Source organism: Atrimonas thermophila (assembly GCF_045864955.1).
Classification (GTDB): Bacteria; Atribacterota; Atribacteria; order Atribacterales; family Thermatribacteraceae; genus Thermatribacter; species Thermatribacter velox.
This window is the reverse complement of sequence record NZ_AP028803.1, coordinates 605507-628779: the sequence shown is the minus strand read 5'-3', so window position 1 is coordinate 628779 and position 23273 is coordinate 605507. Positions and strand designations below refer to the sequence as shown.

Sequence of the window (23273 nt, the reverse complement as noted above, 5' to 3'; positions counted from 1 at the left end):
TATTGAGATGTCAGAAAAACCTGACCCGGAAAGCTTGAGTGAAGAGAAAGTAAACTCCAACCGAAATTAACCCTGAAGACAGCAATGAAAAAAGTGGCTTCAGCTTCATAATATATTGAATAAAGAAAAGATAGAGTAAAGTGTTCACCAAAAAGGAGCCCCGCCCCCACAAAAGCAGGTAAACTACAGTAGCTGCAATCAAAAGCAAGAGGCGAAACGCTGATGGTAAATTTACAGGAGATTTCTCTTCATGTTTGCTCTTTTTCAGACCCTGAAAGAACAGCAAACCACCTAGAACAACCAGACCAAAAGCCACAATACGAGGAAAAAGGGCCGGGTCCAGAGCGTAACTTAAAACGCCTCTGGGGAGCAAGGCGGCTCCCCAGAAGATGAAAATACCCAAAGCAACTGTAGCGAGACCAAAAATTAAATCAGCCACGTCGGTGCTTTAACCTCGACTATTTTTCAGATTTACCCATTGCCCGGGGTATGAGCTCCATATACATCTCGTACTGCTGTTTGGCAAACTCTGCAAAAGAGGGACCGTCAAGATAGGCAAGCTGAATACCTCGCTCTTTCATAACTCTGGTGAAGGTCTCTGAGTTGAAAGCCTTGTAAAAAGCATCTGCGATTTTATCGTACACCTCTTTGGGAGTGCCTTTTGGCAAAGCAAATCCACCCCAGGCCATTACGTTGATATCGTAACCCAGTTCTTTAGCCGTAGGCACATCGGGAAAGAGCTCGGTGCGGGAATCTCCTAAAACAGCAAGCATGCGCAAATCGCCCGATTGCACTCCCGAGAGTACTTCTGATGGACTGCAGGTTACTGCATGGATATGCCCTCCCAGAAGAGCAGCAACGCTGGGAGCCGCACCGTCGAAAGGAACAAAGGTGAACTTAACGCCCAGTGCTTCCTCAAGAGCCAGACCAGCAATATGCCAGATAGAACCCGTGCCGGAAGTCCCAACCAGTATCTCGCCCGGGTGTTCCTTGGCATAGGCAGCAAATTCCTCGAAGGTCTTATAGGGTGCGTCGGAACGAACCGTTAGCGCTGCAGGAACAATGTTAGTTCTCATTATAAGGTCAAAATCATCAGGCGAAATATCAGCATAACCCAGAGCCTTTACCATCGAAAGCTCCACAGGCACATACCCAACTGTGTACCCATCGGGTTTACTTTCTTTCAACTTACCCATGGCAATGGCCCCCGAAGCACCGGTAATGTTAGTGGCAGTAATGGGGACACCTAAAAATTCCTGAGCAGCAGCAGCCATAGCCCTTCCCACAGCATCAGAAACGCCCCCCGGTGCAGCTTGAATGATTAGGAGTATTTCCTTCTCCGGAAAGTCAGCACTGGCAACACCAGTCAGAAACACAAAAGAAAAAAGAGCCAAAACCAGTACCCCAACCACAAAAACCCTACTTTTTCGCATACTCAGTTACCCCCTCATTAAGGTTGAATAGCTTACTTTTCAATTGTAACAGAACAATTTTCACTAAACAACATGTACCATTAGTTTTCAGCTTTACCTGCGCCTTTATAGAACCAAAATCACCTACCCAGCTCAATTTGACAAATCCCAAAACTTCCTTTACAATCATCTCGGTTTTCTAAAAAACAAATAATAAAAAGCTTCTTCAGGGCAGGGTGAGGGCAGAAGTCCGATTCCCGACCGGCGGTGAGAGGCAAAAAGCCTCAAGCCCGCGAGCCCCAAAGGGGGGTTGATCCGGTGTAAATCCGGGGCCGACGGTAAAGTCCGGATGGGAGAAGAAGCGAAGCCCACAAGCCCTGAAAAATTTCAGGGCTTTTTGCCTCCTGAAGAAGCAAAAAGGGAGGTAACAACCTTGAAAAAGCTGGTCTACGGCGCTGCTTTAAGCGGACTCTCTCTGGTTATCAGTCTTTTAATCCACTTCCCCATCATTCCCCAAGCTCCCTTTTTGCTCTACGACCCCGGTGATGTCCCGGTGCTCATAGCTGGTTTTAAATTTGGAGCACCACTGGGAATCATGGTCACTGCTATCGTCGCTGTGCTCTTTGGACTCATCACCGGTGAAGGTGGACCCTGGGGTATTTTAATGCACTTTCTAGCAACAGGGACTTACGTACTGATAGCCAGCCTCATCTATTCCAAAAACCGAACCAGACAAGGAGCTTTGTTAGGGCTAATTGTAGCTCCTCTTTTCATGACCGGAGTAATGGTGCTCGCCAATCTGGTGGTAACTCCCATATATCTTGGTGTACCAAGGAATGTTGTGGTTGGAATGCTTCTTCCTGCTATCATACCTTTCAATTTACTGAAAGGAACCATCAACGGCGCACTCACTTTCCTCTTATACAAGAAGGTGAGCCATATTTTGGAAGAGCCTACAAAAGCTAAAAAGGTGGCCGTTAGCGCTCAGGAAAGCAGTCGTTCCTGCTAATTTCCAGAGAAAGCAGGAGGATTTTCCAGCGCAAACCGTAGCTGGAAAATCCTCCTAAACCCTTTTTACCAACTACCCGATGACAGGGTAACAAAATAGGGAAAGGATTTTTGCCCAAAGCCAACCCCACCGCCCTCTGTGCCCGAGGCTTGCCAATCCTTTGGGCCAACTCCTGGTAGGTAATGACTTCACCCCAGGGGATAGTTTGGAGCTCCCAAAGAACACTCCTTACAAAAGGGGTAAAGCGCTCAAGATACAAATTGAAAACAGGCACAAAGTTCAGCGGACGATTTGCAAAATAGGCTTCCAGAAATTCTTCAACCTCTCCCCGGTCAGCATTGAAAAAAAGTTTTTTGTCCCGACAGAAAGAGTCTTGCTTCAAAAAGGAAAGCAAGCGTTCTTTCTCCAACCAGGCAGGAAGAACCACGCGCAAAAGGGCATCATCACAATACGCCGTGAGGCCTGGTCCCCAAGGCGTGTCATAAAAACGGTAATAAACACAATCCCAAGCTAACACCGCTCGCAAAACTCCCTGAAGCGGAGAGCAGCAACTTTCACGTCTTCTTTACCAGAAAAAATGCTGGAAGTGCCAGCAACAAAAACGTTGGCGCCTGCCCTTTTAAGCAGGGGAACCGTTTTTTCACCAATACCTCCGTCCACTTCAATGTCCAGTTGCCTATTTTTTTCGACCAGCATTTTGCGGACTACTTCAACCTTGGTCACTGCTTCGGGAATAAACCGCTGACCCACAAAACCTGGATCCACAGTCATAACCAGCACTAAATCAAGGTAGGGCAAAAAGTATTCCAGTGCAGAAGGAGGCGTAGCAGGCGAAAGGGCTACTCCTACTTTTTTCTGGTACTTTTTGATGAGATCAATCAGGTGATAGACTCGGGTCGTGGTTTCCACGTGAAAAGTGATGATGTCAGCCCCCAACTCTGCAAAAAGAGGTATGAAACGTTCTGGATCCTGTACCATCAGGTGGACGTCAAAAAGCAGGTGCGTTTGGGGACGAAGCTTGCGCATTAAATTAGTACCAATAGCAAAATTGGGTACGAAATGCCCGTCCATGATGTCTATGTGGAGCATGTCCACCCCACTCTCTTCCAGCTTCTTCACTTCGGAAAGCAAATGCAGGTAATCAGCGCAGTCCAACGAAGCAGAGATTTTAATCGACAACGGAAATTCCCCCTTCGGCCCAAGGAGCAATAATTACCTTGGAGTAAAAAACTTCTTTGCCAAGTATGGCTTCCAAAAAACCGGGAGCCTCGTGAAGAGGTAAAATATGCGAAATAACTTTTTTAAGAGTCCTTCTTTCCGCTTTCAAAAGCTGCAAAACTCGTCCCCAGTCAGAATCAAAAGCGGTAAAATGAGAGTTCCAGCTACCCAAAAGCGTTAATTCCTTGCGAAGAATGAGACTAAAATGTTGAGGAGTAATGGTAAATTCTCTTTCCTGATTACCCAACAAAACCAGAGTGCCTCTTTTCTGTACCCGGGAAAGGGACTGCAAAAAGGCAGAGGAGTTGCCCGAAGCTTCAAAAACCTTCTCAAAAAGCAAGGTTTTCTCTTCATCAGGCGACATTATCATATCAAACGCAAAACGCTTTGCAAAATCCCGACGCCGGGGGTCAACCTCAAAACCAGCTACCAAAGATGCACCGCCCAATCGAGCCCAGTATCCGGTTAAAAGACCAATAGGACCCAGGCCAAACACAGCTACCCGGTCACCTGGGGATATCAAAGCACGACGGACAGCATGCAAGGTTACTGCAGCCGGCTCGGTAAGTGCACCTTCTTCAAAGGAAACTTCGTCCGGCAAAGCAACCAGATTATCAACTGGGGCGACGACATACTCTGCGAAAGCTCCATTCCTGCGAGAACCTAAGTAATCATAGGCATCGCAGAGTTCGAAATACCCAGATTCACAAAACGCACACCTACGACAGGGAATAAGCGGATAAACAGTAACTTTTTTCCCAACCCACTTCTCACCAAGGTCACATCCCGCTTTCACCACTTCTCCCGCAAACTCGTGTCCCGGAACAAGCGGATAAAAATAGGCAAGGTCACCAAAAATCCTTGGTAAGTCTGAACCACAAACACCGCAGGCCCATACCTTAACCAGCACTTCACCCCTGCTCGGCTGCGGCAACACCACTTCTTCCAGAACCAACCGCCCTTTGTTCTTCAAAACCAGGGCTCTCATTGTGTTCACGGATTAACCACAACCTTTAATCCCTGATGGGATTCTGCAACTTCAAAAGCTTTATGGATTTCAAAAAGCGGAAAGCGGTGAGTGATGTACCGGGAAGCTTTCACCATTCCCTTTTCCATTACTTGAAGAGCCTTGCGGTGATGCCTGGGCAAACTCCCATGGCTCCCCAAGAGCATACATTCTTTATAGTGAATGAGGTTACTGTCGATGCTAATTTTTCGAGATCCCTTAGGCAACCCACCAAAAAAGTTGACCCTTCCCCGATGGCGAACCAGCTCAAGCGCCAGCTCCTGGGCATCGGGCGAAGCACAAGCCACCATTACCACATCAATTCCCTCTCCATGAGTTACCTCCATAACTTTATCTATCAAATGCTCATCACCAGAAAGAAAATAGTGGTCAGCACCAAACTGCCTGGCAGTTTCCAATCGGCTCAAAGAACGCTGAATAACTATTATGCTGGTAGCACCCATATAGCGACCCATTTCAATCATCATGCAACCGATTGGCCCTGCGCCAATAATTCCCAGCGTATCTCCAACACCCAGAGAACTCATCTCTAAACCGTTTATAGCACAGGCCAAAGGTTCGGCAAGGGCTGCCTCATCAAAGGAAAGTGAATCAGGTATACGATGCACCGCTCCCTGAATCACGGTAAGTTTATTCAAAAGAATGTACTCGGCAAAACCTCCCGGAAACTGATACCCTATGGCGTAGTTTATGGCACAGTTGGTACCCATGCCATTCTGGCACCAGTAGCACTCTCCACAGGGAACATCTGCCCCTATAGCCACCCGGTCACCAGGTTTGAATTTCTTCACCCCTTCCCCAACTTCCACCACTTCACCGGCAATTTCATGACCAACTATTTGGGGAAAGTGAACCCGGGGATTACCGTAATGCATGATTCTGATATCGGAACCACATATCGCACAGGAACGAACTCGAACCAGAACTTCCCCTTCCGAAACCCGGTAATCGGGAACTTCTTCTACCACCAGTTGATCAATACCCCTGAGAAGTGCTGCCTTCATCGTTGCCTCCCCCAATCAATATATAAACAAAGTTGTAGCCCTGCAGAAGATTAACTGCAGGGCTACAACTTTGTCAAACACATACTCTGAAACTTCGAATCTCAAGCCTTAACAAACGCACCGCTAACCTGGGTACCCTTTCCCAGGGTATCAGAAACCGGACACCTCTTCTCCGCTTCTTGCATCAGTACCTTGAGCTCTTCATCGCTGAGATTACCCTTGACTTTCACTGTGTAGCGCACAGCAAGAAATCCTGGACGGACCAGATTATACTGGCCCATGAAGCCCCGGGGATCCAGGTCACCCTCTGCCTCCACTTCCACGCCCTCAACGGGCAAGTTCTTCTCCTGGGCAACCACTCTGACAACGATGCCCAAACACCCAATTAAAGAAGCAAGTAACCCTTCAACCGGGTTGGGTGCTGAGTCTTTGCCACCCAGATTCTCCGGTTCATCAAACGCCATTTGAAACTGACGCACCTGGACATCCACTCGCAAGCCTTCCTGAAGCTTACCATTTGCCTTAAACGTTAACGCCATAACACCAAACCTCCCTATTCAGTATTTTGGAAAGCACAGCACTTCACAAATCTTGAGCTTGAAAAAAGAATTCTGGTGTGCTGCACGTAATACCAAAGCAGTATCAGCACCCCTGCCGCTCCCGCCAATAGAAATGATTTCCCGATCAGTAGGTACACATCCTGCATCCGCAGCCATAATGGCTACCTCCACAGCTACTTTAAAGCCCTGAGAAATGCGGCGATAGCTTTCGGCAATCACTTCAGGTATGCTCAAACCACCAAATTTTTCCCGAAAAGAACGATTGATGCCACTCAGGGCGTGAGAAGCCATAACTATCGAAACGCCAGCCTCGGTAAGCTTCTCTCTGGCTTCAGGAGAGAGGGATACGCTATCTCCTCCATTAAAACCACAGTGATAGGTAACCGCAACCAGCTTTCCTCCAAAAGCGCACTGTTGAGCTTTCTCAAGAAGCCTGAGTGCAGTATCACCACTGCTTGTGGCTACCACAAGGTGCTCAATTTTATCCTGAAGGGCTCTTTCCAGGGCCAAATCCAGGGTAAGGTCAGTATTTTCTGTTCCGGGTTTATCAAAGTAAATGATTTCCTTTCTTTCCACAGTCTCCACTCCTCACTGGTGCAGCTCGATCATCTCACCGGTCTCCATATAGTATATCCGCTCGGTAACGTTGGTAATGTGGTCTCCAATGCGCTCCAGATAGCGAGCAATCATTAAGACCCAAATGCCTGGTCGGGCAAGATGGGGATTGGCTTCAATACTGGTCACCACTCCCTCATGCACTGTGCGGTAAAGAGCATCGACCTGCTCATCTCGATCAATAATTCTCTGCACAATTCCCAGGTCTCTCCTAACAAAAGCGGTAGAAGTGTCCTCAAGCATTTCCACAACGATTTCCGCCATTTTAACCACGTCGGTAACCACTTTAAGAAGCGGGCTATCGGAAAGGCGAATGCTGAATTTAGCAATATCAATGGAATAGTCACCGATACGCTCCACATCGGTAATAATTTTAAGAATCGCCGCAATGGTTCTCAAATCTCTGGCAACCGGCTGCTCGAGGGCAATAAGCTGCAAACATTTTTCCTCGATCTTAAAATTATAATCGTCCACCACGTCATCAAGGGCAATAACTTCTTTAGCCTTTGCAACATCTCTCTCTTTAAGGGACTCAATAGCCATGACCAGCATTTTTTCTGCTGCCTTGATCATGTTGACCAGGCTCTCCTGCAAGTTTTGAAGCTCTTGCCTGAAATGTTCTCGCGGTATAGTCAAACCCAAAAACCTCCCACACAAGCACTATTTGTAATATTAAATCAAATCTCGATTAATTTCGCTACCCCCTTCGACAAATCACAGATTGCCACCGTGGGTTTACCACTCAAAAGACCACAAACCTCCCCAGGATTAACCAGCAACTTACCCTGGTTTTCCCTGATAACTGCCTGATGCGTGTGGCCATACACTACCAGGTCAAAATGGGCACTCTCAAAAGCAGCCTCGGCAGGTTGCGGATAGTGACTAACCCAGATGCGGTATCCCTTTTCTTCTATCTTCAGGTGAAGACTGGAAATCTTTCCCGAGGAACGTTCAAAAATCCCCAGAACCTCACCATCGTTGTTGCCCCTCACTCCGTACCAGGGCAGGGAAAGCTGGGCAAGCAAGGCCACACTGAAAGGGGCCACATAATCTCCGGCATGGATGATGAGCTCAGCACCTTCATCTTGAAGAACTTCCAGAGCTTTCTTCAGGTTCTGCAGGTGGTCATGGCTATCAGAGAGTACGCCAACCAACAATTGAACCACCTCCTAAAACTTTTCCCAGTGTAGAACGTCCTTTAGTGCCCGTTTGTAAACTTCCCCTCGCGGTTGCTCCGCAGGATACCCGATAGGAATTAAGCTTATCAGTTTGTAGCCGTTGGGAACACCAAGCTTTTCTCTCACCGCTTCAGCGTATGCTTTTTTGTCCCCTGCTACCCAACAAGCACCAAGGCCCAGGGCACAAGCAGCGATTAAGATGTTTTCCGTAGCCGCACAGCCATCCTCAAGGTAATACTTGGTCTCCTTGCAAAAAACAGCAACCAGAACTGGTGCATCCTTAATAAACTTGCCGTAGTCAGTAAGCCGCGCAATTTCCTCTCTCTTGGCGCTATCAGTGACCACCACAAACTCCCAAGGCTGGATATTGATTGCTGAAGGAGCCAGTCTTGCACAATCAATAATGGTCTCGATTTTTTCCTTCTCCACTGGTTGATTGGTAAACCTGCGAATAGAACGCCTCCTTCGCAAGGCCTCAATGGCATCCATGAACAACACCTCCCTTACCAACCACTCAAAAGTTTTAACTGTTTATACATTTTATTTTTTTCCTGAGGGGTAGTCCGAACCCTGCGTAACAGCTCTTCGAGAAAAGTAATACTTTCCTGATAGGTTTTACGATCCACCGGGTAGGGAATTCCGTCCTTTCCACCATGGGCAAAGGAAAAACTCACCGGGTCTTTAAAGCTGGGAGGCGCACCCAGTACCACTTCCGAAGTAAGCGCCAAAGCCCGCAAGGTTTTAGGTCCCACCCCAGGTGTAGCTAAGAGACCCTCAAAATCAGCCGGCTTTTCCGCACACAGATTGTAAAGAGTTTTGGAAATACGGGAGAGGTCAAAGTCTCCCTCTTCAATATGGTGCCGGGAAGGAAGTGCAAAATGTAATACCTTGTGCACTTCACCAATTAGTGCCTTTCCATTTTGCTCGATAAGCTGCACCATACCCTTCCGACAGTTTTCACTCTCTCGGGCTACCAGGTTAAGCACCCTGCTCTCCCTGCGCTGGGCACATATGCCACGGTGGGGCTCACAGACCAGGTCTTTGACTGTTTCGCTCAACCAATGGTATCTCCTGGCCAGCCGTAGAGCTTCGTTCATTCCCTGTTGCACCACCGCCCAGCTACCGGAACTGGTAAAGAAAAACACGTGGTGATAAAGCTGGTACCCATCCTGCAAAGCAGCACTGTCAATCTTGGCCGTCATCTTGCTTAAATAAACGAGCTGGTCGGCAAAGGAGAAAGAACAGCGTTCTCCGTAAGCCTGAATTTCCTGAGGTGTTTTGCGAGAGGTAGCCCCCTTGCCACCACAGATAAAAATCCCCAGTTCCTGCTCTCTGCCTCTAATTCCCTCTTTCAGTGCCCCGCAAAGGGTAGTGGTAACTCCGCTTGAGTGCCAGTCAAAACCCAGGAGACATCCCAGAGATTGAAAAAATAAGGGGTCCGATATGCGACGCAAAAACTCCTCAGCACCAAAAAACTCCACTATGGCTTCAATAATCAAGCCTCCCAGGCGCTGCATCCTTTGAAAAAGCCAGCGGGGACACTTTCCCCCGTGAAGCGGAGAGTCCACAAAACCCCGACGTATTGCGCTCACAACTTATAGCCAAACCTCCTCAACAAAGCTTTGCGCTCTGCAATATCCTGCTCGGTTTCCACACCCTTGGTTTTAAACCCATCAACAACTCCGAGAATAGCTCTCCCCTGGTCAGTTTCGGCAATAATCACCTGCACTGGATTAGCAGTAGCACAAAATATCCTGCAAACTTCAGGTACCATCTTCACTGCGTTCAGCACGTTGATAGGAAAACCTTCTTTAAGGAAGATCAAAAAAGCATGCCCGGCTGAAAGCAACATTGCGTTTTCCTTGGCAAGTTCCGTCAGCTCCTCATCATTGCCACTGTAGCGAACCAGGCAAGGCCCAGAAGCCTCACAAAATGCGATGCCAAACTTGAGGTGAGGCGAAATTCCCACCAAAGCTTCGTGAAGGTCTTCGACGGTTTTAATAAAGTGCGAGTGACCCAAAATGAGGTTATACTGTTTTGGGTTTTTAAGCGCAATAATCTGGAGTTCCAAAGACAGTCCCCCCTTTCAAGTTTATTCCCTTTTTAACCAGGGTAAAACCTCCTCCAGCAGCCCTCCAACCTTTTGACCCAAAGTTCTTCTCTCCAAAGCAGGTCGTTCTGGCTGCTCAATCCCTAGAATTTCTTTCATAAAACCTTCCAGAGCTTTTTCAAAACCTATGTCATACCCCACTTTCTGACTCTGAAACCACTTGTAATCCATTATATAAGCAAAGATATCAGCCAGCCCTTTGCCCGGGAAGGCTTCTTCGAGATTTTTCTCCACGATTTTCTGAACCACAGGAGTGTAAACACATAAAAACCAGTTTAACGCTGCCTCCTGAATGGGAACCTCCCTGCCCAAGGAAGCGCTCATCTGCTTGGCATGGTCCTGAATGTAGTTTAAAAAAGCATCATAGTGGCGCGGTTCGGTAGCATCAATGCCTTTCAAGCCAGTAATTCTTTCAAATTCAGCTCTTTTCTTGCGCAAAGCTTTGCTTTCGATTTTTGGAGAAGGGAAAAATTCAATCACTTCAGCATCGATGAATTCTCTTCCCAGCTCTTTGGCCACTGCCACTCGGTGATTTCCATCGAGTACGTAGTACTCATCTCCTACCTTGTAAACGATAATGGGGGGTAAAATTTCCCCCTTTTCCATCGCCCTCCTTATCCGGTAGTAGCGAGTGTCCGGGCGCTTAAGTCTAAAACCCGGCAAAAGGTCTGCCGCTCGCCCCACACTGCCCACTATTTTTTCAACCGGTATAGCATGAATTCCCCGATAGACTCGATTGGAAAGTCCCAGCCGCCGTGAAACTTCGCCGAAGGCCTTGATCCGTTCCCTGCTTCCTCTGACGGGCATTATTTCACCCCTATTCAATCAAGAGATATTCAGGACTCACCAGGTTACCGATGCCCAGCCAGTATACCAGAAAATCAAGGCGATTCAACAACATCAAAACGCCCAGAAACAAAAGCAAACCACCGCTCACTATTTCCACCAATCTCCCTCTTTTTTGAAACCTCTTCAAAACCTGCATCACTTTGCCCCAACCCACACCGAGAAGAATAAAGGGCAGAGCAAGCCCCAGGGAGTAGAAAGCAAGCATCAGGCCTCCTTCCCAGATTTGCGCCCTTGCCGAAACATAGAGCAAAATAGCACCCAAAATGGGTCCCACGCAAGGAGTCCAACCCAGACCAAAAGAAATACCCAACACGAAACTGCGCAGTTGGGCCCAGTTTGTCTTGAACTGAGCCCTTTTTTCAGCGTATAGAAGACGTATCTTCAAAACACCCAGAACCTGAAGGGCAAAAACGATGATAACCGCGCCAGCAATCCGGTTGAACCAATCTTTATAAAGCAGAAAAACTCCTCCCAGAGCTGAAGCACCAATACCCATCAAAAAGAAAATCCCCGAAAATCCACCCACAAAGAGCAAAGTATGCCATAAAACCCTTTTACGCTCTTTCTCTATGGACTCAACCCCACTCAAATAGCCGATGTAAGCGGGAGCAATTGCCAGAACACACGGTGAGAGAAAAGAAAGAATCCCGGCTACAAAGCTGATCACTACACTGAGTTCAAAGTCCAAACAAAGCACCTCCCTTTATTACCAGTACTCTGACTCAACCAATAATACAAATAACCAATCTGATACGTTTAGTATATCACCACTTCAAAAACCTTCACTGCAAGCACCGCTTAAAAACCAACAACAACCTCGTTGTTTCCAAATAATACCCTTTTTTTAAGAATATTTGTTTCTCACTTAAAAGTTGTGCTATAAAAATAGCATGAACTAAAAATCTCCACTGCACAAACCATCTCAAAGGGGGGCAGTAAATTTGTACTGGGAAAAAGAAATCGAGACTATGCCACGCGAGGAGCTCGTGAAACTTCAAGAACAACGACTCCAGAAAACCTTGGAACAAGCACAGAAAACAGCTTTTTACAAAGAGCTTTTTCGCAAAAACCATCTGGACCCTCAAAAAATCAAAACTCTTGAAGACCTGCGCAACGTCCCACCAACCACCAAAGAGGATCTGCGCAATCACTTCCCTTACGGGTTTCTGGCCGTACCCCTTGAAGAAGTAGTGAGGCTCCACTCCTCTTCAGGAACTACCGGTACCCCTACCGTTATCTATCACACCGCAGAAGACCTTGAGAAATGGACCAATCAGGTTGCCCGCTGTCTTTACATGGTGGGAGTGCGACGAGGGGACGTATTTCAGAACATGATGAGCTATGGCCTTTTTACCGGGGGCCTGGGCATGCACTACGGTGCAGAAAGAATAGGTGCCCTTACCATTCCCATCGGTCCTGGAAACAGCAAGCGCCAAATCTGGTTTATGCGCAACTTCAAAACCACGGTCATTCACATCATACCGAGTTATGCCTTGCTTCTCGCTAGTATTATCAAAAGCGAAGGCCTGGACCCTAAAGAAGACCTTTATCTCCACACGCTTTTGATTGGTGCTGAGCCCCACAGCGAAGAAACTCGCCGTCGCATTGAGGAAAGTTTTGGTGCCAAAGCCTACAATTCTTACGGACTCTCCGAGATGAACGGCCCGGGGGTGGCTTTTGAATGCGTCTATCAGGAAGGGATGCACCTCTGGGAAGATTACTATTACCTGGAAATCGTGAACCCCGAAACGCTTGAGCCCTGCCCACCTGGTGAAGTAGGTGAAATACTCCTCACCACCCTGAACCGCGACGCAACACCCATCATACGCTATCGCACCCGTGACCTTGCCTATTACTATGAAGAACCCTGTCCCTGCGGAAGAACTCACCGTAGAATCTCCCGTATTAGAGGAAGAAGTGACGACATGTTCATTTTCAGAGGCGTGAACATTTTCCCCATTCAGATAGAAAAAGTGCTTATGAATATACCCGAGGTGGCTTCCAATTACCGGATAATTCTGGATCGAGAAGATTTCAAAGACACCATGAAGGTGGAAGTAGAGATAAAACCAGAGTTTTTCTTTGGAGATTTGCTCAAACTGGAAAGGCTCCGGGAAAGGATTAAGGCAGAATTGCGGTCCGAAATCCTGGTCACTCCCGAGGTGGTTCTGGTGGAACCAGGAAGTCTTCCTGTCAGTGAAGGCAAAGCAGTGCGAGTCATCGATCAGCGCAAAATGTGAGGAAAGGAGGGCAAAAACATGGCACATCAGATTTCGGTCTTCGCCGAGAACAAACCGGGGAGAATTGAAAAGATAACCGGTCTTCTGGCCCAGGCTGGGATAAACATCAGAGCCATCACCATCTCAAGTGCCAACGGTTTTGGGGTCATCAAAGTGCTCACCGACCAGCCCCAAAAAGCCTATGCAGTGCTGCGCGAAAACAATCTACCAGCTTACCTGCAGGAAGTAATAGCAGTGGTCATGGAAGACCAGCCGGGAGGGCTGCATCGCATCGCCAAGGCACTCACGGAAAACCAAATCAACATAGAAGATGCTTACGGCTTTGTCATCGAAAGCGGTAAAAAGGCGGTATTGGTGCTCCAGGTGGAAAGTCAGCCCCGTGCTCAAAGCATCCTGGAACGGCAAGGGTTTTCACTTTTGAGTGACGAAGAGCTTTACAGGTTATAAAACAGAAACTCGAAAGGAGGGGCCCAGATGGCGAAACTGGTCATTTTCTATTCTCGCTCGGGGAGAACCAGAGCCCTGGCTTCAGGCATTGCCCAGGAAATGGGAGCAAAAATGGAGGAAATCAGGGTTAAAAGAGTCAAAAATCGTTTGCCAGGTGCTGCGGCAATGATTGGGGCTGCCAAAAAGGGGAAGTTGCCCCCGGTGTATCACGAAAGTATTTCCATCGAGCAGTTCTCCGAAATCTTCATAGGTGGCCCGGTGTGGGGAGGTAGCGCTGCGCCACCGGTTTTAAGCTTTATTCAAGATAAAGACTGGAAAGGGAAGAAAGTATATACTTTTGTTACCTGTGCCCTTTTCGGTGGCAAAAATGCCCTGCAGCAGATGAAGAAAGCTTTGGAAGAAAAGGGCGCCAGTGTTTCAGGTGAAAAATATTTTCGGAGTATCCTCAAAAGCAAAGAACGCCTGAAATCCGAAGGAATACAGTGGGCCAAGGAATTATCCCGAAAAGTCAACAATCATTAATTAGCCATTCATCGTATACTGCCTGCTCCAAGAAGAGAAAGCAGGCAGTATACGATGTTTTCAGCTACTCAAGGGAAAGCTTGTATTTTTGCATTACCGCTTCAAAACGGCCCTGCAGCTCTCGGGCTCGCTGGTCATAGAGTCCAGGGTCTTTCCAGGTTTTCCGGGGCACAAAAATTTCTGCGGGCAAATCTCCCACCTTTTTGGGTACCAGAAATTTGAACACCGGGTCCTGATAAAATTCCTCGTCTTCAATACTCCCATCAATTGCTGCCCTCACGATAGCTCTGGTATAATCGATGTCGATACGGTGCCCCACCCCATAAGGACCACCAGTCCACCCCGTGTTCACCAAATACACTCGGGTTTTATATTTTTCAATCTTCTCTCCAAGCATTTTCCCATACACAACCGGGCTTCGTGGCATAAAAGGTGCTCCAAAACAGGACGAAAAAGTAGCTTCCGGTTCCACAATACCCCTTTCTGTTCCAGCCAGTTTGCTGGTATAGCCCAGGATAAAGTGGTAAATTGCTTCTTCTTTACTGAGTTTGGCAACCGGCGGCATGACCCCGAAAGCATCAGCAGTAAGAAAAATAACCACTCTGGGATGTCCGGCTATCCCCGGTATCAAGGCATTAGGTATAAGCTCTATGGGATAGCTCACCCTGGTATTTTCGGTGTATCGGGAATCAGAAAAATCGGGCTGGCGAGTTTCCTCATCCAGAACCACGTTCTCCATGATGGCACCGTAGCGTATGGCCTGATAAATCTGAGGCTCTTTCTCCTTGGAAAGGTTGATACACTTTGCATAGCATCCGCCTTCAAAGTTAAAAACACCCTTGTCCGACCAGCCGTGTTCGTCGTCCCCAATCAGCTTTCTCTGGATATCAGCGGAAAGCGAAGTTTTGCCAGTACCAGAGAGACCGAAAAACACTGCTACATCATCCTCATCACCCACGTTAGCCGAACAATGCATGGGCAAAACTCCCTTTTCAGGAAGCAGGAAATTCATCACCGTGAAAATGGCTTTCTTGATTTCCCCACAGTAGGAAGTACCACCAATAATAACCATACCTTCAGTAAAGTTAATGATTACAAAGGCTTCAGAGCGGACACCGTCCAGATCAGGAACAGCATGGAAGTTGGGAGCACAGATTACTGTGAACTGAGGGACAAAGCAAGCCAATTCTTCCTGAGTTGCTTCAAGAAACATGTTCTGAACAAACACATTCTGATAGGCAAATTCATTGATGAAACGAACCGCCATTCGATAATCCGGGTCTGTGCCTACAAACCCGTCGTATACGTAAAGATCCCTTCCCTGCAAATAACTCAGCAATTTCTCCTTAAGTTTTTGATAGGTGTCTGGTTCAATGGGGACGTTAACTGAACCCCAGTCTATTTCTCTCTCCGTCCTCTGGTCACAAACGATGAAACGATCTTTGGGAGAACGACCAGTGTATTTGCCCGTCCAAACAGCAAAGGCTCCAGTCGAAGACAGCACTCCTTCCCCCCTGGAAAGGGCATGCTCAAAAAGCCTGGGAATAGAAAGATTATAGTAAACATTGCGGGGATTCACTATGCCAGCTTTTTCCAGAGGATAGAATAACCCCATACCTTGACCTCCTTTAGGGGATTTTGGAAATTGTATCACAAAGCCTGCGCAAGTCAAGCCCCCGAGTTGAATCATCTAAAATCTTGATGAACTCCTATCGTTGCCTCAACTAAAAATCTTGACATAAACTATTCTACCTCCAGGTGATTTTTTTAAAACAGGAGGTAACAAAATGGAGCTCACCATGAATACCAGAAGGGAAATCATTAAGAAAATGGCACCCGAGTATCAAAAAGCCACTAAGAAAGAAAAAAGAAAGATCTTAAATGAACTCGTCCATCTCACTGGATACACCCGAACGTATGCCTCCTGGCTCCTTTCTCATCATGGACGGAAAGTCTATCTCACCGGACAAGACGGCAAAAAATATCGAATCATTGGATCCATCACCAAGGTAAAAAGGAACCGAAAAAAGATCTATGATGAGGAAGTCCTTTCTTCTTTAAAAAAGATCTGGCTCATCTTTGACTGTCCCTGTGGGAAAAGACTCGCTCCCTCACTTCCTTGGATGATCAAAAAACTGGAAAAGCATGAGGAACTGGTTCTTTCCCAAGAGGTCAAAGCCAAACTTCTTTCTATTTCTCCAGCCACCATTGATCGGCTTCTCCAAAAGGAAAAACGAAAGTTCACCCCCATCTCCCGGTCCTACACCAAACCCGGGACTCTCCTTAAACACCAGGTTCCAGTTCGTACCTTTGCCGATTGGGATGAGAAAAGACCAGGATTCTGTGAAATTGATCTGGTTGCCCACGATGGCGGAAACCCCAGTGGGGATTTCTGCCAAACTCTTGATGTGACCGATGTCTTGACAGGCTGGACCGAAACTCAAGCGGTCAAAAACAAAGCTCAGAAATGGGTCTTTGAAGCCTTAGAACAGATCCGAGCCCAGCTTCCCTTTCCTCTTTTAGGAATCGATTCTGACAATGGAGGAGAATTCATCAATCACCAACTCATCCGGTACTGTCAAAAAGAACAGATCGTCTTCACCCGGTCTCGACCTTCTAAAAAGAATGATAACTGTTATGTCGAACAAAAGAACTGGACTGTGGTGAGAAAAACGGTTGGCTATTGTCGCTATGAGACCGAAGACGAACTCCTCCTTCTCAACCAACTCTATTCCCTTCTTCGTCTCTATACTAACTTCTTCCAACCGGTTACCAAACTGGTTTTCAAAGAGCGAGTGAATAGTAAAGTCAAGAAACACTATGATGAAGCCAAAACTCCACTGATGCGAGTTCTTGACGCCTCATCGATTGATAACTCCCTCAAGCAATCCTTAAAAGACCAATATGAAGAACTCAATCCAGCCGAACTCAAACGACAGATTGTCAAAATACAAAACCAATTGATCGAGATGGTGACCTTGAAAAATGATTCAATTCCTTACCCCAAGGAGGTGAATTTGGTATAGAATTTTAAATGAGGCATCGAATCCATTTCATCAAGATTTTTAGGTGAGGCATCACTGGCTTGACCAACTACAGGGGTAGAAGATAAAACCGATAACCCTTGACAAATATTGCCTTTTGCATAAAATAAGGTATGGTCTGAAAATAATGAAAGCGACGCGGGGTGGAGCAGTCAGGAAGCTCGTCGGGCTCATAACCCGGAGGTCGTCGGTTCGAATCCGACCCCCGCTACCAGATTATTAAATAGGGTGTGTTCAGTACACCCTTTTTCTTTTGGCGAGGCTTACGCCCCCCTTTTGTGCCCCCAAAGCCCCAGAAAAACCCGCTCAAGGAAAAAGCTCCACATTTTTGAAAAATTGAGGAAAAAGTAAAGATGTGCTACCATGAGATAGCTCTTACTCAAGAGGGGCAGGCGTGAATCAGGATAACAACCAGAAATCCAAATATTTCAGCTTCGTCTTTTGGTGAACAACTTTTCCTGCTCTTTTTCTTCTGGCACGAAGGAATTATCTTTTCTTCCATACTATCACAGAATTATTCGCTATTTTCACCGGCTTTTCAATTACACTTATTTCACTTGCCACCCGCAATTTCATCCAAAACAGGATATTTTTGAAATTCGGCATCCTCTACTTTTTTGTGACCATCATTGACTTCCTCCACACCCTCGCTTACAAAGGTATGGGGGTGTTTCCTGGCTGGACAGCCAACCATCCAACCCAGTTCTGGATTGCCGGAAGATTGCTGGAAACCACTGGATTTTTTCTCATCATTTTCTTCGCTCACCTGAAAGAAAAAACACTCTCTATACTGCTTGGATTACTATGCACCCTCTTCATTGCTTTTGTCTGGTTCGGCACGTTCCCAAATTGCTTCATCGAAGGGCACGGTCTTACCATTTTTAAAATAGCCATGGAGTACGCAATGGTGGCTATACTATTTATCGTTCTGCTTAAAATCCTGAAAGGGCGAGAGCAATCACTTTCAACCCTCAGGAACTCCTTGGTGCTGGCCGTCATTTTCACCATGCTTGGCGAGCTTTCCTTTACGTTGTACAGCGATGTATACGGCTTTTTCAATTTCCTTGGACACTTGTTTCGATTTTTATCCTACCTGGTTATCTTAAGAGGTGTTATTATCAACTCACTGAATAATCCTGTTCAAACGCTGATGATTGAACTTGACAGAGAAAGAGAAAAACTTAAACAGATAGCTCATTACGATAGCCTTACTGGTCTTTACAGCAGAAATTTCTTCAACGAGCTGATTCAAAAACAGGCCGCCATCGCTCTGCGGAAAAAGGTTCCTATTTCCTTCATCATGGTTGATGTAGACCGCTTCAAAAAAATAAACGATACCTGCGGACATCTGGTCGGGGACCAGGTACTCAAACTGGTCGGAAACTGCATTGCCCAATCAATTCGCGAGTCTGACATAGCTGCACGCTATGGGGGAGACGAGTTCATTGTGATACTCTACGGCACAGGCGAGGAGCAGGCAAAAGAAGTGGCCACAAGAATCAGGGAAAAAGTAAAAACTTCCGGTAAAACCGAACAAAAATGCGATGCGGATGTGGACATTAGCTTCGGCGTAGCTCAGCTTGAGCCGGGCGAAAGCTACCTCCAAGCCATTCATAGAGCAGACGAAAGGATGTACCTCATGAAAAACTCCAAGAAAAACACCAGCCCACCTTCAATCTTTCAGTAAATTTCTTAATCAGTACAACCGGTAGGCTCTCTTTACCAAAAAGCTCAACCCTGCCCCCAGAAGGGCCATCAAGCCGCTAAACACAAAGGCGGGGGTAAAGCTACCGGTAAGGTCAAACATCCAGGAGCCAATACCAGAAACCAGAGCTGCTACACCGAAAGCTGTGAATACCAGCCCATAATTCGCTCCCAGATGCTTAATTCCAAAACAAAGAGCCACCAGAGTGGGAAAGAGAGCCAGGTTTACTGCGTATCCAAAGCCCACCATAGCTGAAGCTACATAAAGCCTGACCTGGCTCAACACCAGCTCTCCAAAAAGCACCAGAGTGAGACCCTGCAGCACATAGGCACCAATCATGGTGAAAAGAATGCCAAAGCGGTCTCCCAGATAACCCGCCAGTGGGCGACCCAACCCGTTAACTCCCGCAAATACTGAAATGGCCAGGGAAGCAAAAAGGGGATTGAGCCCCAGAACCTCCTGTCCATAAGAAGAAATCAAACTCAGCGACACAAAACCGCCAGTACTCACCAAAAAGAAAATGAACCACAATTCCCAGAAAAGCCTTTTCCCCACAACCTGGGAGGGAGCAAGTTCAGCACGAACTTCCACCGTCTTGCACTGCCCACTTTGCAAGCACTGCTCGTAAAAAGACCAGTTTTGAGGAGGATTTTTTAAAAGTCGGGAAGCCAGAAGAGAGATCCCAGAAGTCAATATTCCAATTATCAAAAAAGTGCTCTCTATTCCGTAAGCTGGGATCAAAAAGCGAGCCTTAAGCGGAGCAAAAAAGATAGCAGCCAGACCAAAACCCATCACCGCAAGGGACACCGCCAGGCCGGGCTTGTCTGGAAACCACTTCCTGGCAACCGGGGCTACGCAGCTATAGGTCAACGCACAGGCTAAACCTCCCAGGAAACCATAAGATAGAACCAGCCACCAGGGGTTGGGGAAACGGTCCACCAAACCCGATAAAATGTATGCAATCAAAAAAAGAATAGCACCCACCGGCGCGACTTTGCTGGGACCTTTCTTATCCTGCCAGTGACCCGCAGGAACCATAAAGAAAGCAAAAACCAGCATAAAAAACGTGAAAGGAAGGGTAGCGCCGTATCTTGACCAGCCAAAGCGTTCCATCATGGGAACCACAAATACTCCCCAGGCATAGGCCACGCCACCCATCAAAGAAAGAAGAAAACCACCCAAAAGGACCTTCCACCTTCCTCGCAAAGCACGGTCCTCACTACCCATGAATGCACTCCACCCCCACCAAAACTACTAAGATAACCACTTGACTAAGTAATAATTTTTCTTGCCTCTTCTAATCACCAGGTATTTCCCACCTAAACAGTCCTGGCGCCTAAAGGTCCTGTCAATTTCCTGCACTTTAACCCCGTTGACCTGAATAGCTCCATTTTTAAGATGCTCCCTGGCTTCCCTTTTAGAAGAAGCAGCACCACAAAAAACCAGTAAATCCACAATGTTAATTTCTTCCTGTCCTGCAATCTCATAGGAAGGAACGTCCCGAAATGCCTCCTCGAGTTCCAGAGGAGTCAGTTCTTGAAGCTGACCATAGAAAAGTGCCCGGGATATCTTTTCTGCTCGCTCCAGGGCGTCTTTTCCGTGCACCAGCGCAGTCATTTCTCCTGCAAGTACCCGTTGGGCTTCCCGGCGTTCAGGGTTTCTCTTCACTTCCTTCTCAAGCTCCAAAATCTCCTCTTGAGATAAGAAGGTGAAATACTTGAGATAGGTAACCACATCCCGGTCGTCAACGTTAAGCCAAAACTGATAAAATTGATAGGGTGTGGTACGTTCCGGATCCAGCCAGACTGCGCCCTGCTCGGTTTTGCCGAATTTCGTTCCATCAGAACGGGTTACCAGTGGAAAAGTTAAACCATAAACTTTTTTACCCAGTACTTTCTGAATCAGGTCCATGCCTGCTGTTATGTTACCCCACTGGTCACTACCACCAGCTTGAAGTTCACAGTTGTAACGCTTCGCAAGCTGCAAAAAATCATAGGCTTGAAGCAGCATATAACAGAATTCGGTAAAAGATATGCCCGATTCCAACCTGGATTTTACAGATTCCTTAGAAAGCATATAACCCAGCGAAAAGTGCTTACCTATGTCTCGCAAAAAGGGTATCATTTTCAGCTCTCCAAGCCACTCAAAATTATTGGCAATCCGAGCAGGATTAGAGGCGACTTCAAAGTCCAGAAACCGTTCCAGCTGGGAACGTATTCTCTGAGACCAGGCTTCAACCACCTCCTGAGGGTTTAGTGCTCGCTCTGTGGTTTTCCCGCTGGGGTCACCGATCAGACCGGTACCTCCACCTACCAGAGCTATGGGAATATGCCCTGCCAGCTGGAAACGACGCAATCCCAGAACAGGCAAAAGATGTCCCACGTGCAAGCTGTCGGCAGTGGGGTCAAAACCCACATACAGTACAATCCTGCCTCTGGACAGCCGTTCCCTCAAACCCTCAAGGTCGGTAACCTGATAGATGAGTCCTCTGAATTCAAGGTCTGCGATAAGATCCACTTTCCTTAAACCTCCTACAGGTCAAATCGTTACCGTTTTTTTATCAATCTCTCTATTTTCAAAGGGAAAAGTTGCTCTTTTCGACTCCTTGAGCATCGAATAGAGCAAAAAGGAAGAATACCTGGTATGCACCCGAACCAACCAGTTCAAGCATAAAAACTCAAAAATATCCTTGAGAAAAAGATTTTCAGCCCTGATGGCCGAGAGCGGAAAATGAAAGTTTCCTATCATTAGCCCTTCGTGATTCAATCTGAGCATTCCTCTTTTTAGGGATTTCAAGCGGCCGCTTAAGCGGTCTCTGATAGATACCAAAACCCCGGCAATTTCTAAGCCCCGTTCCTGAGCAAAGCAGGATAGCCACTTTTTCTGAGCTTCCATAAAATCGACCAGTGGAATCCCTTCCACCAAACCATACTGGTCCAGAATCCACTGTGCTCTACAGTGGCGGCATCCAAACGCATCTCCCAGAGCCTCTACAGAGCGGAATGTACCACACGCAGGACAGAACCATATTACCCTCTCAATTCCCTTGGACTTATGGTCGCCGCGATACTCGAACCCCTGCTTAAGTTGCCAGTCCCATTCAGAATGAAAAAGAGCTTGTTCACCGGGAAAATTTTTATAAACGTTAATCTCCACTTCCACTGGTCCTTTTCTGCGAGCCTCTGCCCACACCGGTTGGGCAAGCCACGCCCCCTTAATCTTTACCACCACCACTGGAATACCCAGCGTGTTAACCAGCTTTGAGGTACCAGGCATTACCCCCTCAAAGTTCCCTGACCAGGTTATTGAACCTTCGGGGAAAATACCCACTATCCCACCCTTTTCCACCACTTTAAAGATTTGTTTTACCGCACGGGGGTCTGGATAGTTTTTCTGCTTAGGTATAGCACCAACCATCCTTATTAACACACCCAGGGTGGGATGGTGAAAAATCAAGCGGTTGGCCACCCAGTGAATGGGGTAAGGAGAAAAAACACTGATTATAAAAGGATCCAGAGCGCTCAAGTGATTGGCAAGCAACACAAAGGGTGGCTTTGGGAAATCACCAAGCAAAGCGCACCTGGTATATCTTTGGGAGAGATAGGCCGCAAAAAGCGGTTTCCCCAGGCGCCAGAGCGGCGCAACATTTGAAACCGTACCAGTAGCAACCGAGTGATGTTCTTTTAACATGGAAAAATTTTAACATGAAGAATTAAAATCCCCAACACTTCGGAGAAAAACCAGCGTACCTTCTCCTAAAAAGAAAAGCCTCTCCCTTACGGGAGAGGCTTTTCTTAAAAAGCAACTACATTCAAAATCCAAAGTTATTTCTCAAGAGGTGAGCCTGTTTTTACCCAACCAGGGACGCCACCTTCAACTATCCAGGCCTCATAACCCAGCATCTGAAGAACAGAAACCGCAAATGCTGAATTGGTATCCAGCGAACATACCACCGCAACAGTCTTGTCCTTGGGGATTTGGTTTAGATTATCGATCAGGGTCGGAAGCGGCACATTCACTGAACCAGGAATATGGCCGTTTTTGTACATGAAATCAGGACGCACATCCAGGATGAACAGAGAATCTCCCTTTTCTTCAATTAGAGCTTTGAGCTCTGCTACAGAAATAAGCCAGAGCTTGTTCTGAGGCACCGATTTCAGAAAGGAATCTGCAGCCTGAGTTATCTCTTGCGCACCCTGAGCCAGACCCGAAAACACAAAAAGTAGCATCAAAGAAACTGCCAGCACTACACCCGAAAAATTTGTTTTGCGGAACATAATGTCCGCCTCCTTTTTCTTTGAAAAACTTTAAAACAAATGTTTTAAAGTTTTAT

Annotated in this window: 26 protein-coding genes, 1 tRNA gene and 1 riboswitch; of the genes, 7 read left to right on the top strand and 20 right to left on the bottom strand. The window is 47.0% G+C overall.

The window, feature by feature from the left end:
* Positions 1-10: 10 nt before the first annotated feature.
* On the bottom strand, positions 11-439 hold the full coding sequence (locus ACKTT1_RS03385; RefSeq protein ID WP_412710206.1) for a tripartite tricarboxylate transporter TctB family protein: 429 nt from the start codon (positions 437-439) through the stop codon (positions 11-13).
* A gap of 19 nt (positions 440-458) precedes the next feature.
* Entirely contained in the window at positions 459-1433 is a 975-nt protein-coding gene (locus tag ACKTT1_RS03380) for a Bug family tripartite tricarboxylate transporter substrate binding protein (protein ID WP_412710205.1), read from the bottom strand.
* Positions 1434-1630: 197 nt separating this feature from the next.
* A riboswitch (FMN riboswitch) is annotated at positions 1631-1777 on the top strand.
* 68 nt (positions 1778-1845) lie between these two features.
* On the opposite strand from ACKTT1_RS03380, the gene ACKTT1_RS03375 reads away from it, so the two are divergent.
* Entirely contained in the window at positions 1846-2421 is a 576-nt protein-coding gene (locus tag ACKTT1_RS03375) for an ECF transporter S component (RefSeq protein ID WP_412710204.1), read from the top strand.
* Here the strand turns inward: ACKTT1_RS03375 and ACKTT1_RS03370 are convergent.
* The 13 genes from ACKTT1_RS03370 to ACKTT1_RS03310 form a co-directional block, all read right to left on the bottom strand.
* Positions 2390-2938: a methylated-DNA--[protein]-cysteine S-methyltransferase gene (locus tag ACKTT1_RS03370; protein WP_412710203.1), complete on the bottom strand. Its 549-nt coding sequence runs from the start codon at positions 2936-2938 to the stop codon at positions 2390-2392. The two genes, ACKTT1_RS03375 and ACKTT1_RS03370, sit on opposite strands and share 32 nt — an antisense overlap.
* Positions 2932-3600, bottom strand: coding sequence for a ribulose-phosphate 3-epimerase (gene rpe, locus ACKTT1_RS03365; protein WP_412710202.1), 669 nt, complete (start codon positions 3598-3600; stop codon positions 2932-2934). Before rpe ends, ACKTT1_RS03370 begins: the two co-directional genes overlap by 7 nt.
* Positions 3590-4627, bottom strand: a complete 1038-nt coding sequence (locus ACKTT1_RS03360) for a galactitol-1-phosphate 5-dehydrogenase (RefSeq protein WP_412710201.1) — start codon at positions 4625-4627, stop codon at positions 3590-3592. The genes rpe and ACKTT1_RS03360 overlap by 11 nt, the downstream gene beginning before the upstream one ends.
* A gap of 5 nt (positions 4628-4632) precedes the next feature.
* On the bottom strand, positions 4633-5670 hold the full coding sequence (locus ACKTT1_RS03355; protein WP_412710200.1) for an alcohol dehydrogenase catalytic domain-containing protein: 1038 nt from the start codon (positions 5668-5670) through the stop codon (positions 4633-4635).
* Between the two features lie 101 nt (positions 5671-5771).
* Complete coding sequence (locus ACKTT1_RS03350; protein ID WP_412710199.1) at positions 5772-6209, bottom strand: OsmC family protein; 438 nt, start codon at positions 6207-6209, stop codon at positions 5772-5774.
* An 18-nt stretch (positions 6210-6227) separates the two neighbouring features.
* Positions 6228-6806 carry a hypothetical protein gene (locus tag ACKTT1_RS03345; RefSeq protein WP_412710198.1) on the bottom strand — a complete coding sequence of 193 codons (579 nt, stop codon included), beginning with the start codon at positions 6804-6806 and terminating at the stop codon, positions 6228-6230.
* Between the two features lie 12 nt (positions 6807-6818).
* Positions 6819-7481, bottom strand: a complete 663-nt coding sequence (phoU, locus tag ACKTT1_RS03340) for a phosphate signaling complex protein PhoU (RefSeq protein WP_412710197.1) — start codon at positions 7479-7481, stop codon at positions 6819-6821.
* Positions 7482-7522: 41 nt separating this feature from the next.
* The gene (locus ACKTT1_RS03335; RefSeq protein ID WP_412710196.1) at positions 7523-8011 is read right to left on the bottom strand and encodes a metallophosphoesterase; all 489 of its coding nucleotides are present in this window, start codon (positions 8009-8011) and stop codon (positions 7523-7525) included.
* Positions 8012-8014: 3 nt separating this feature from the next.
* Positions 8015-8512, bottom strand: a complete 498-nt coding sequence (locus ACKTT1_RS03330) for a nitroreductase family protein (RefSeq protein ID WP_412710195.1) — start codon at positions 8510-8512, stop codon at positions 8015-8017.
* A 14-nt stretch (positions 8513-8526) separates the two neighbouring features.
* On the bottom strand, positions 8527-9615 hold the full coding sequence (locus ACKTT1_RS03325; protein WP_412710194.1) for a DUF763 domain-containing protein: 1089 nt from the start codon (positions 9613-9615) through the stop codon (positions 8527-8529).
* A complete protein-coding gene (locus tag ACKTT1_RS03320) occupies positions 9612-10094 on the bottom strand; it encodes an adenosine-specific kinase (RefSeq protein ID WP_412710193.1) in 483 nt (160 codons plus the stop codon). The genes ACKTT1_RS03325 and ACKTT1_RS03320 overlap by 4 nt, the downstream gene beginning before the upstream one ends.
* A gap of 21 nt (positions 10095-10115) precedes the next feature.
* Positions 10116-10940: a ParB/RepB/Spo0J family partition protein gene (locus tag ACKTT1_RS03315; protein ID WP_412710192.1), complete on the bottom strand. Its 825-nt coding sequence runs from the start codon at positions 10938-10940 to the stop codon at positions 10116-10118.
* Between the two features lie 10 nt (positions 10941-10950).
* The gene (locus ACKTT1_RS03310; RefSeq protein WP_412710191.1) at positions 10951-11670 is read right to left on the bottom strand and encodes a cytochrome c biogenesis CcdA family protein; all 720 of its coding nucleotides are present in this window, start codon (positions 11668-11670) and stop codon (positions 10951-10953) included.
* A 253-nt stretch (positions 11671-11923) separates the two neighbouring features.
* On the opposite strand from ACKTT1_RS03310, the gene ACKTT1_RS03305 reads away from it, so the two are divergent.
* Genes ACKTT1_RS03305 through ACKTT1_RS03295 form a run of 3 tightly spaced genes read left to right on the top strand, consistent with a single transcriptional unit; the run spans position 11924 to position 14191 of the window.
* Complete coding sequence (locus tag ACKTT1_RS03305) at positions 11924-13222, top strand: phenylacetate--CoA ligase family protein (RefSeq protein WP_412710190.1); 1299 nt, start codon at positions 11924-11926, stop codon at positions 13220-13222.
* An 18-nt stretch (positions 13223-13240) separates the two neighbouring features.
* Positions 13241-13669 (top strand): ACT domain-containing protein, encoded by a 429-nt coding sequence (locus ACKTT1_RS03300; protein ID WP_412710189.1) that lies wholly within the window; start codon positions 13241-13243, stop codon positions 13667-13669.
* Between the two features lie 27 nt (positions 13670-13696).
* On the top strand, positions 13697-14191 hold the full coding sequence (locus ACKTT1_RS03295; protein ID WP_412710188.1) for a flavodoxin family protein: 495 nt from the start codon (positions 13697-13699) through the stop codon (positions 14189-14191).
* A gap of 64 nt (positions 14192-14255) precedes the next feature.
* Here ACKTT1_RS03295 and pckA read toward each other — a convergent pair whose 3' ends face one another.
* Positions 14256-15806 (bottom strand): phosphoenolpyruvate carboxykinase (ATP), encoded by a 1551-nt coding sequence (pckA, locus tag ACKTT1_RS03290; protein WP_412710187.1) that lies wholly within the window; start codon positions 15804-15806, stop codon positions 14256-14258.
* Positions 15807-15978: 172 nt separating this feature from the next.
* On the opposite strand from pckA, the gene ACKTT1_RS03285 reads away from it, so the two are divergent.
* The 3 genes from ACKTT1_RS03285 (at position 15979) to ACKTT1_RS03275 (ending at position 18922) form a co-directional block, all read left to right on the top strand.
* A complete protein-coding gene (locus tag ACKTT1_RS03285) occupies positions 15979-17217 on the top strand; it encodes a transposase family protein (protein ID WP_412710186.1) in 1239 nt (412 codons plus the stop codon).
* A gap of 155 nt (positions 17218-17372) precedes the next feature.
* Positions 17373-17449 (top strand) — tRNA-Met (locus ACKTT1_RS03280).
* A gap of 258 nt (positions 17450-17707) precedes the next feature.
* Positions 17708-18922: an MASE3 domain-containing protein gene (locus tag ACKTT1_RS03275; RefSeq protein WP_412710544.1), complete on the top strand. Its 1215-nt coding sequence runs from the start codon at positions 17708-17710 to the stop codon at positions 18920-18922.
* A gap of 9 nt (positions 18923-18931) precedes the next feature.
* Here ACKTT1_RS03275 and ACKTT1_RS03270 read toward each other — a convergent pair whose 3' ends face one another.
* From ACKTT1_RS03270 to ACKTT1_RS03255, 4 genes are all read right to left on the bottom strand, one after another.
* On the bottom strand, positions 18932-20167 hold the full coding sequence (locus ACKTT1_RS03270; protein WP_412710185.1) for an OFA family MFS transporter: 1236 nt from the start codon (positions 20165-20167) through the stop codon (positions 18932-18934).
* A gap of 27 nt (positions 20168-20194) precedes the next feature.
* A complete protein-coding gene (gene tyrS, locus ACKTT1_RS03265; protein WP_369017558.1) occupies positions 20195-21457 on the bottom strand; it encodes a tyrosine--tRNA ligase in 1263 nt (420 codons plus the stop codon).
* Positions 21458-21478: 21 nt separating this feature from the next.
* Complete coding sequence (locus ACKTT1_RS03260) at positions 21479-22630, bottom strand: lysophospholipid acyltransferase family protein (protein WP_412710184.1); 1152 nt, start codon at positions 22628-22630, stop codon at positions 21479-21481.
* 134 nt (positions 22631-22764) lie between these two features.
* Positions 22765-23217 carry a rhodanese-like domain-containing protein gene (locus ACKTT1_RS03255; RefSeq protein WP_369017560.1) on the bottom strand — a complete coding sequence of 151 codons (453 nt, stop codon included), beginning with the start codon at positions 23215-23217 and terminating at the stop codon, positions 22765-22767.
* Positions 23218-23273 lie beyond the last annotated feature (56 nt).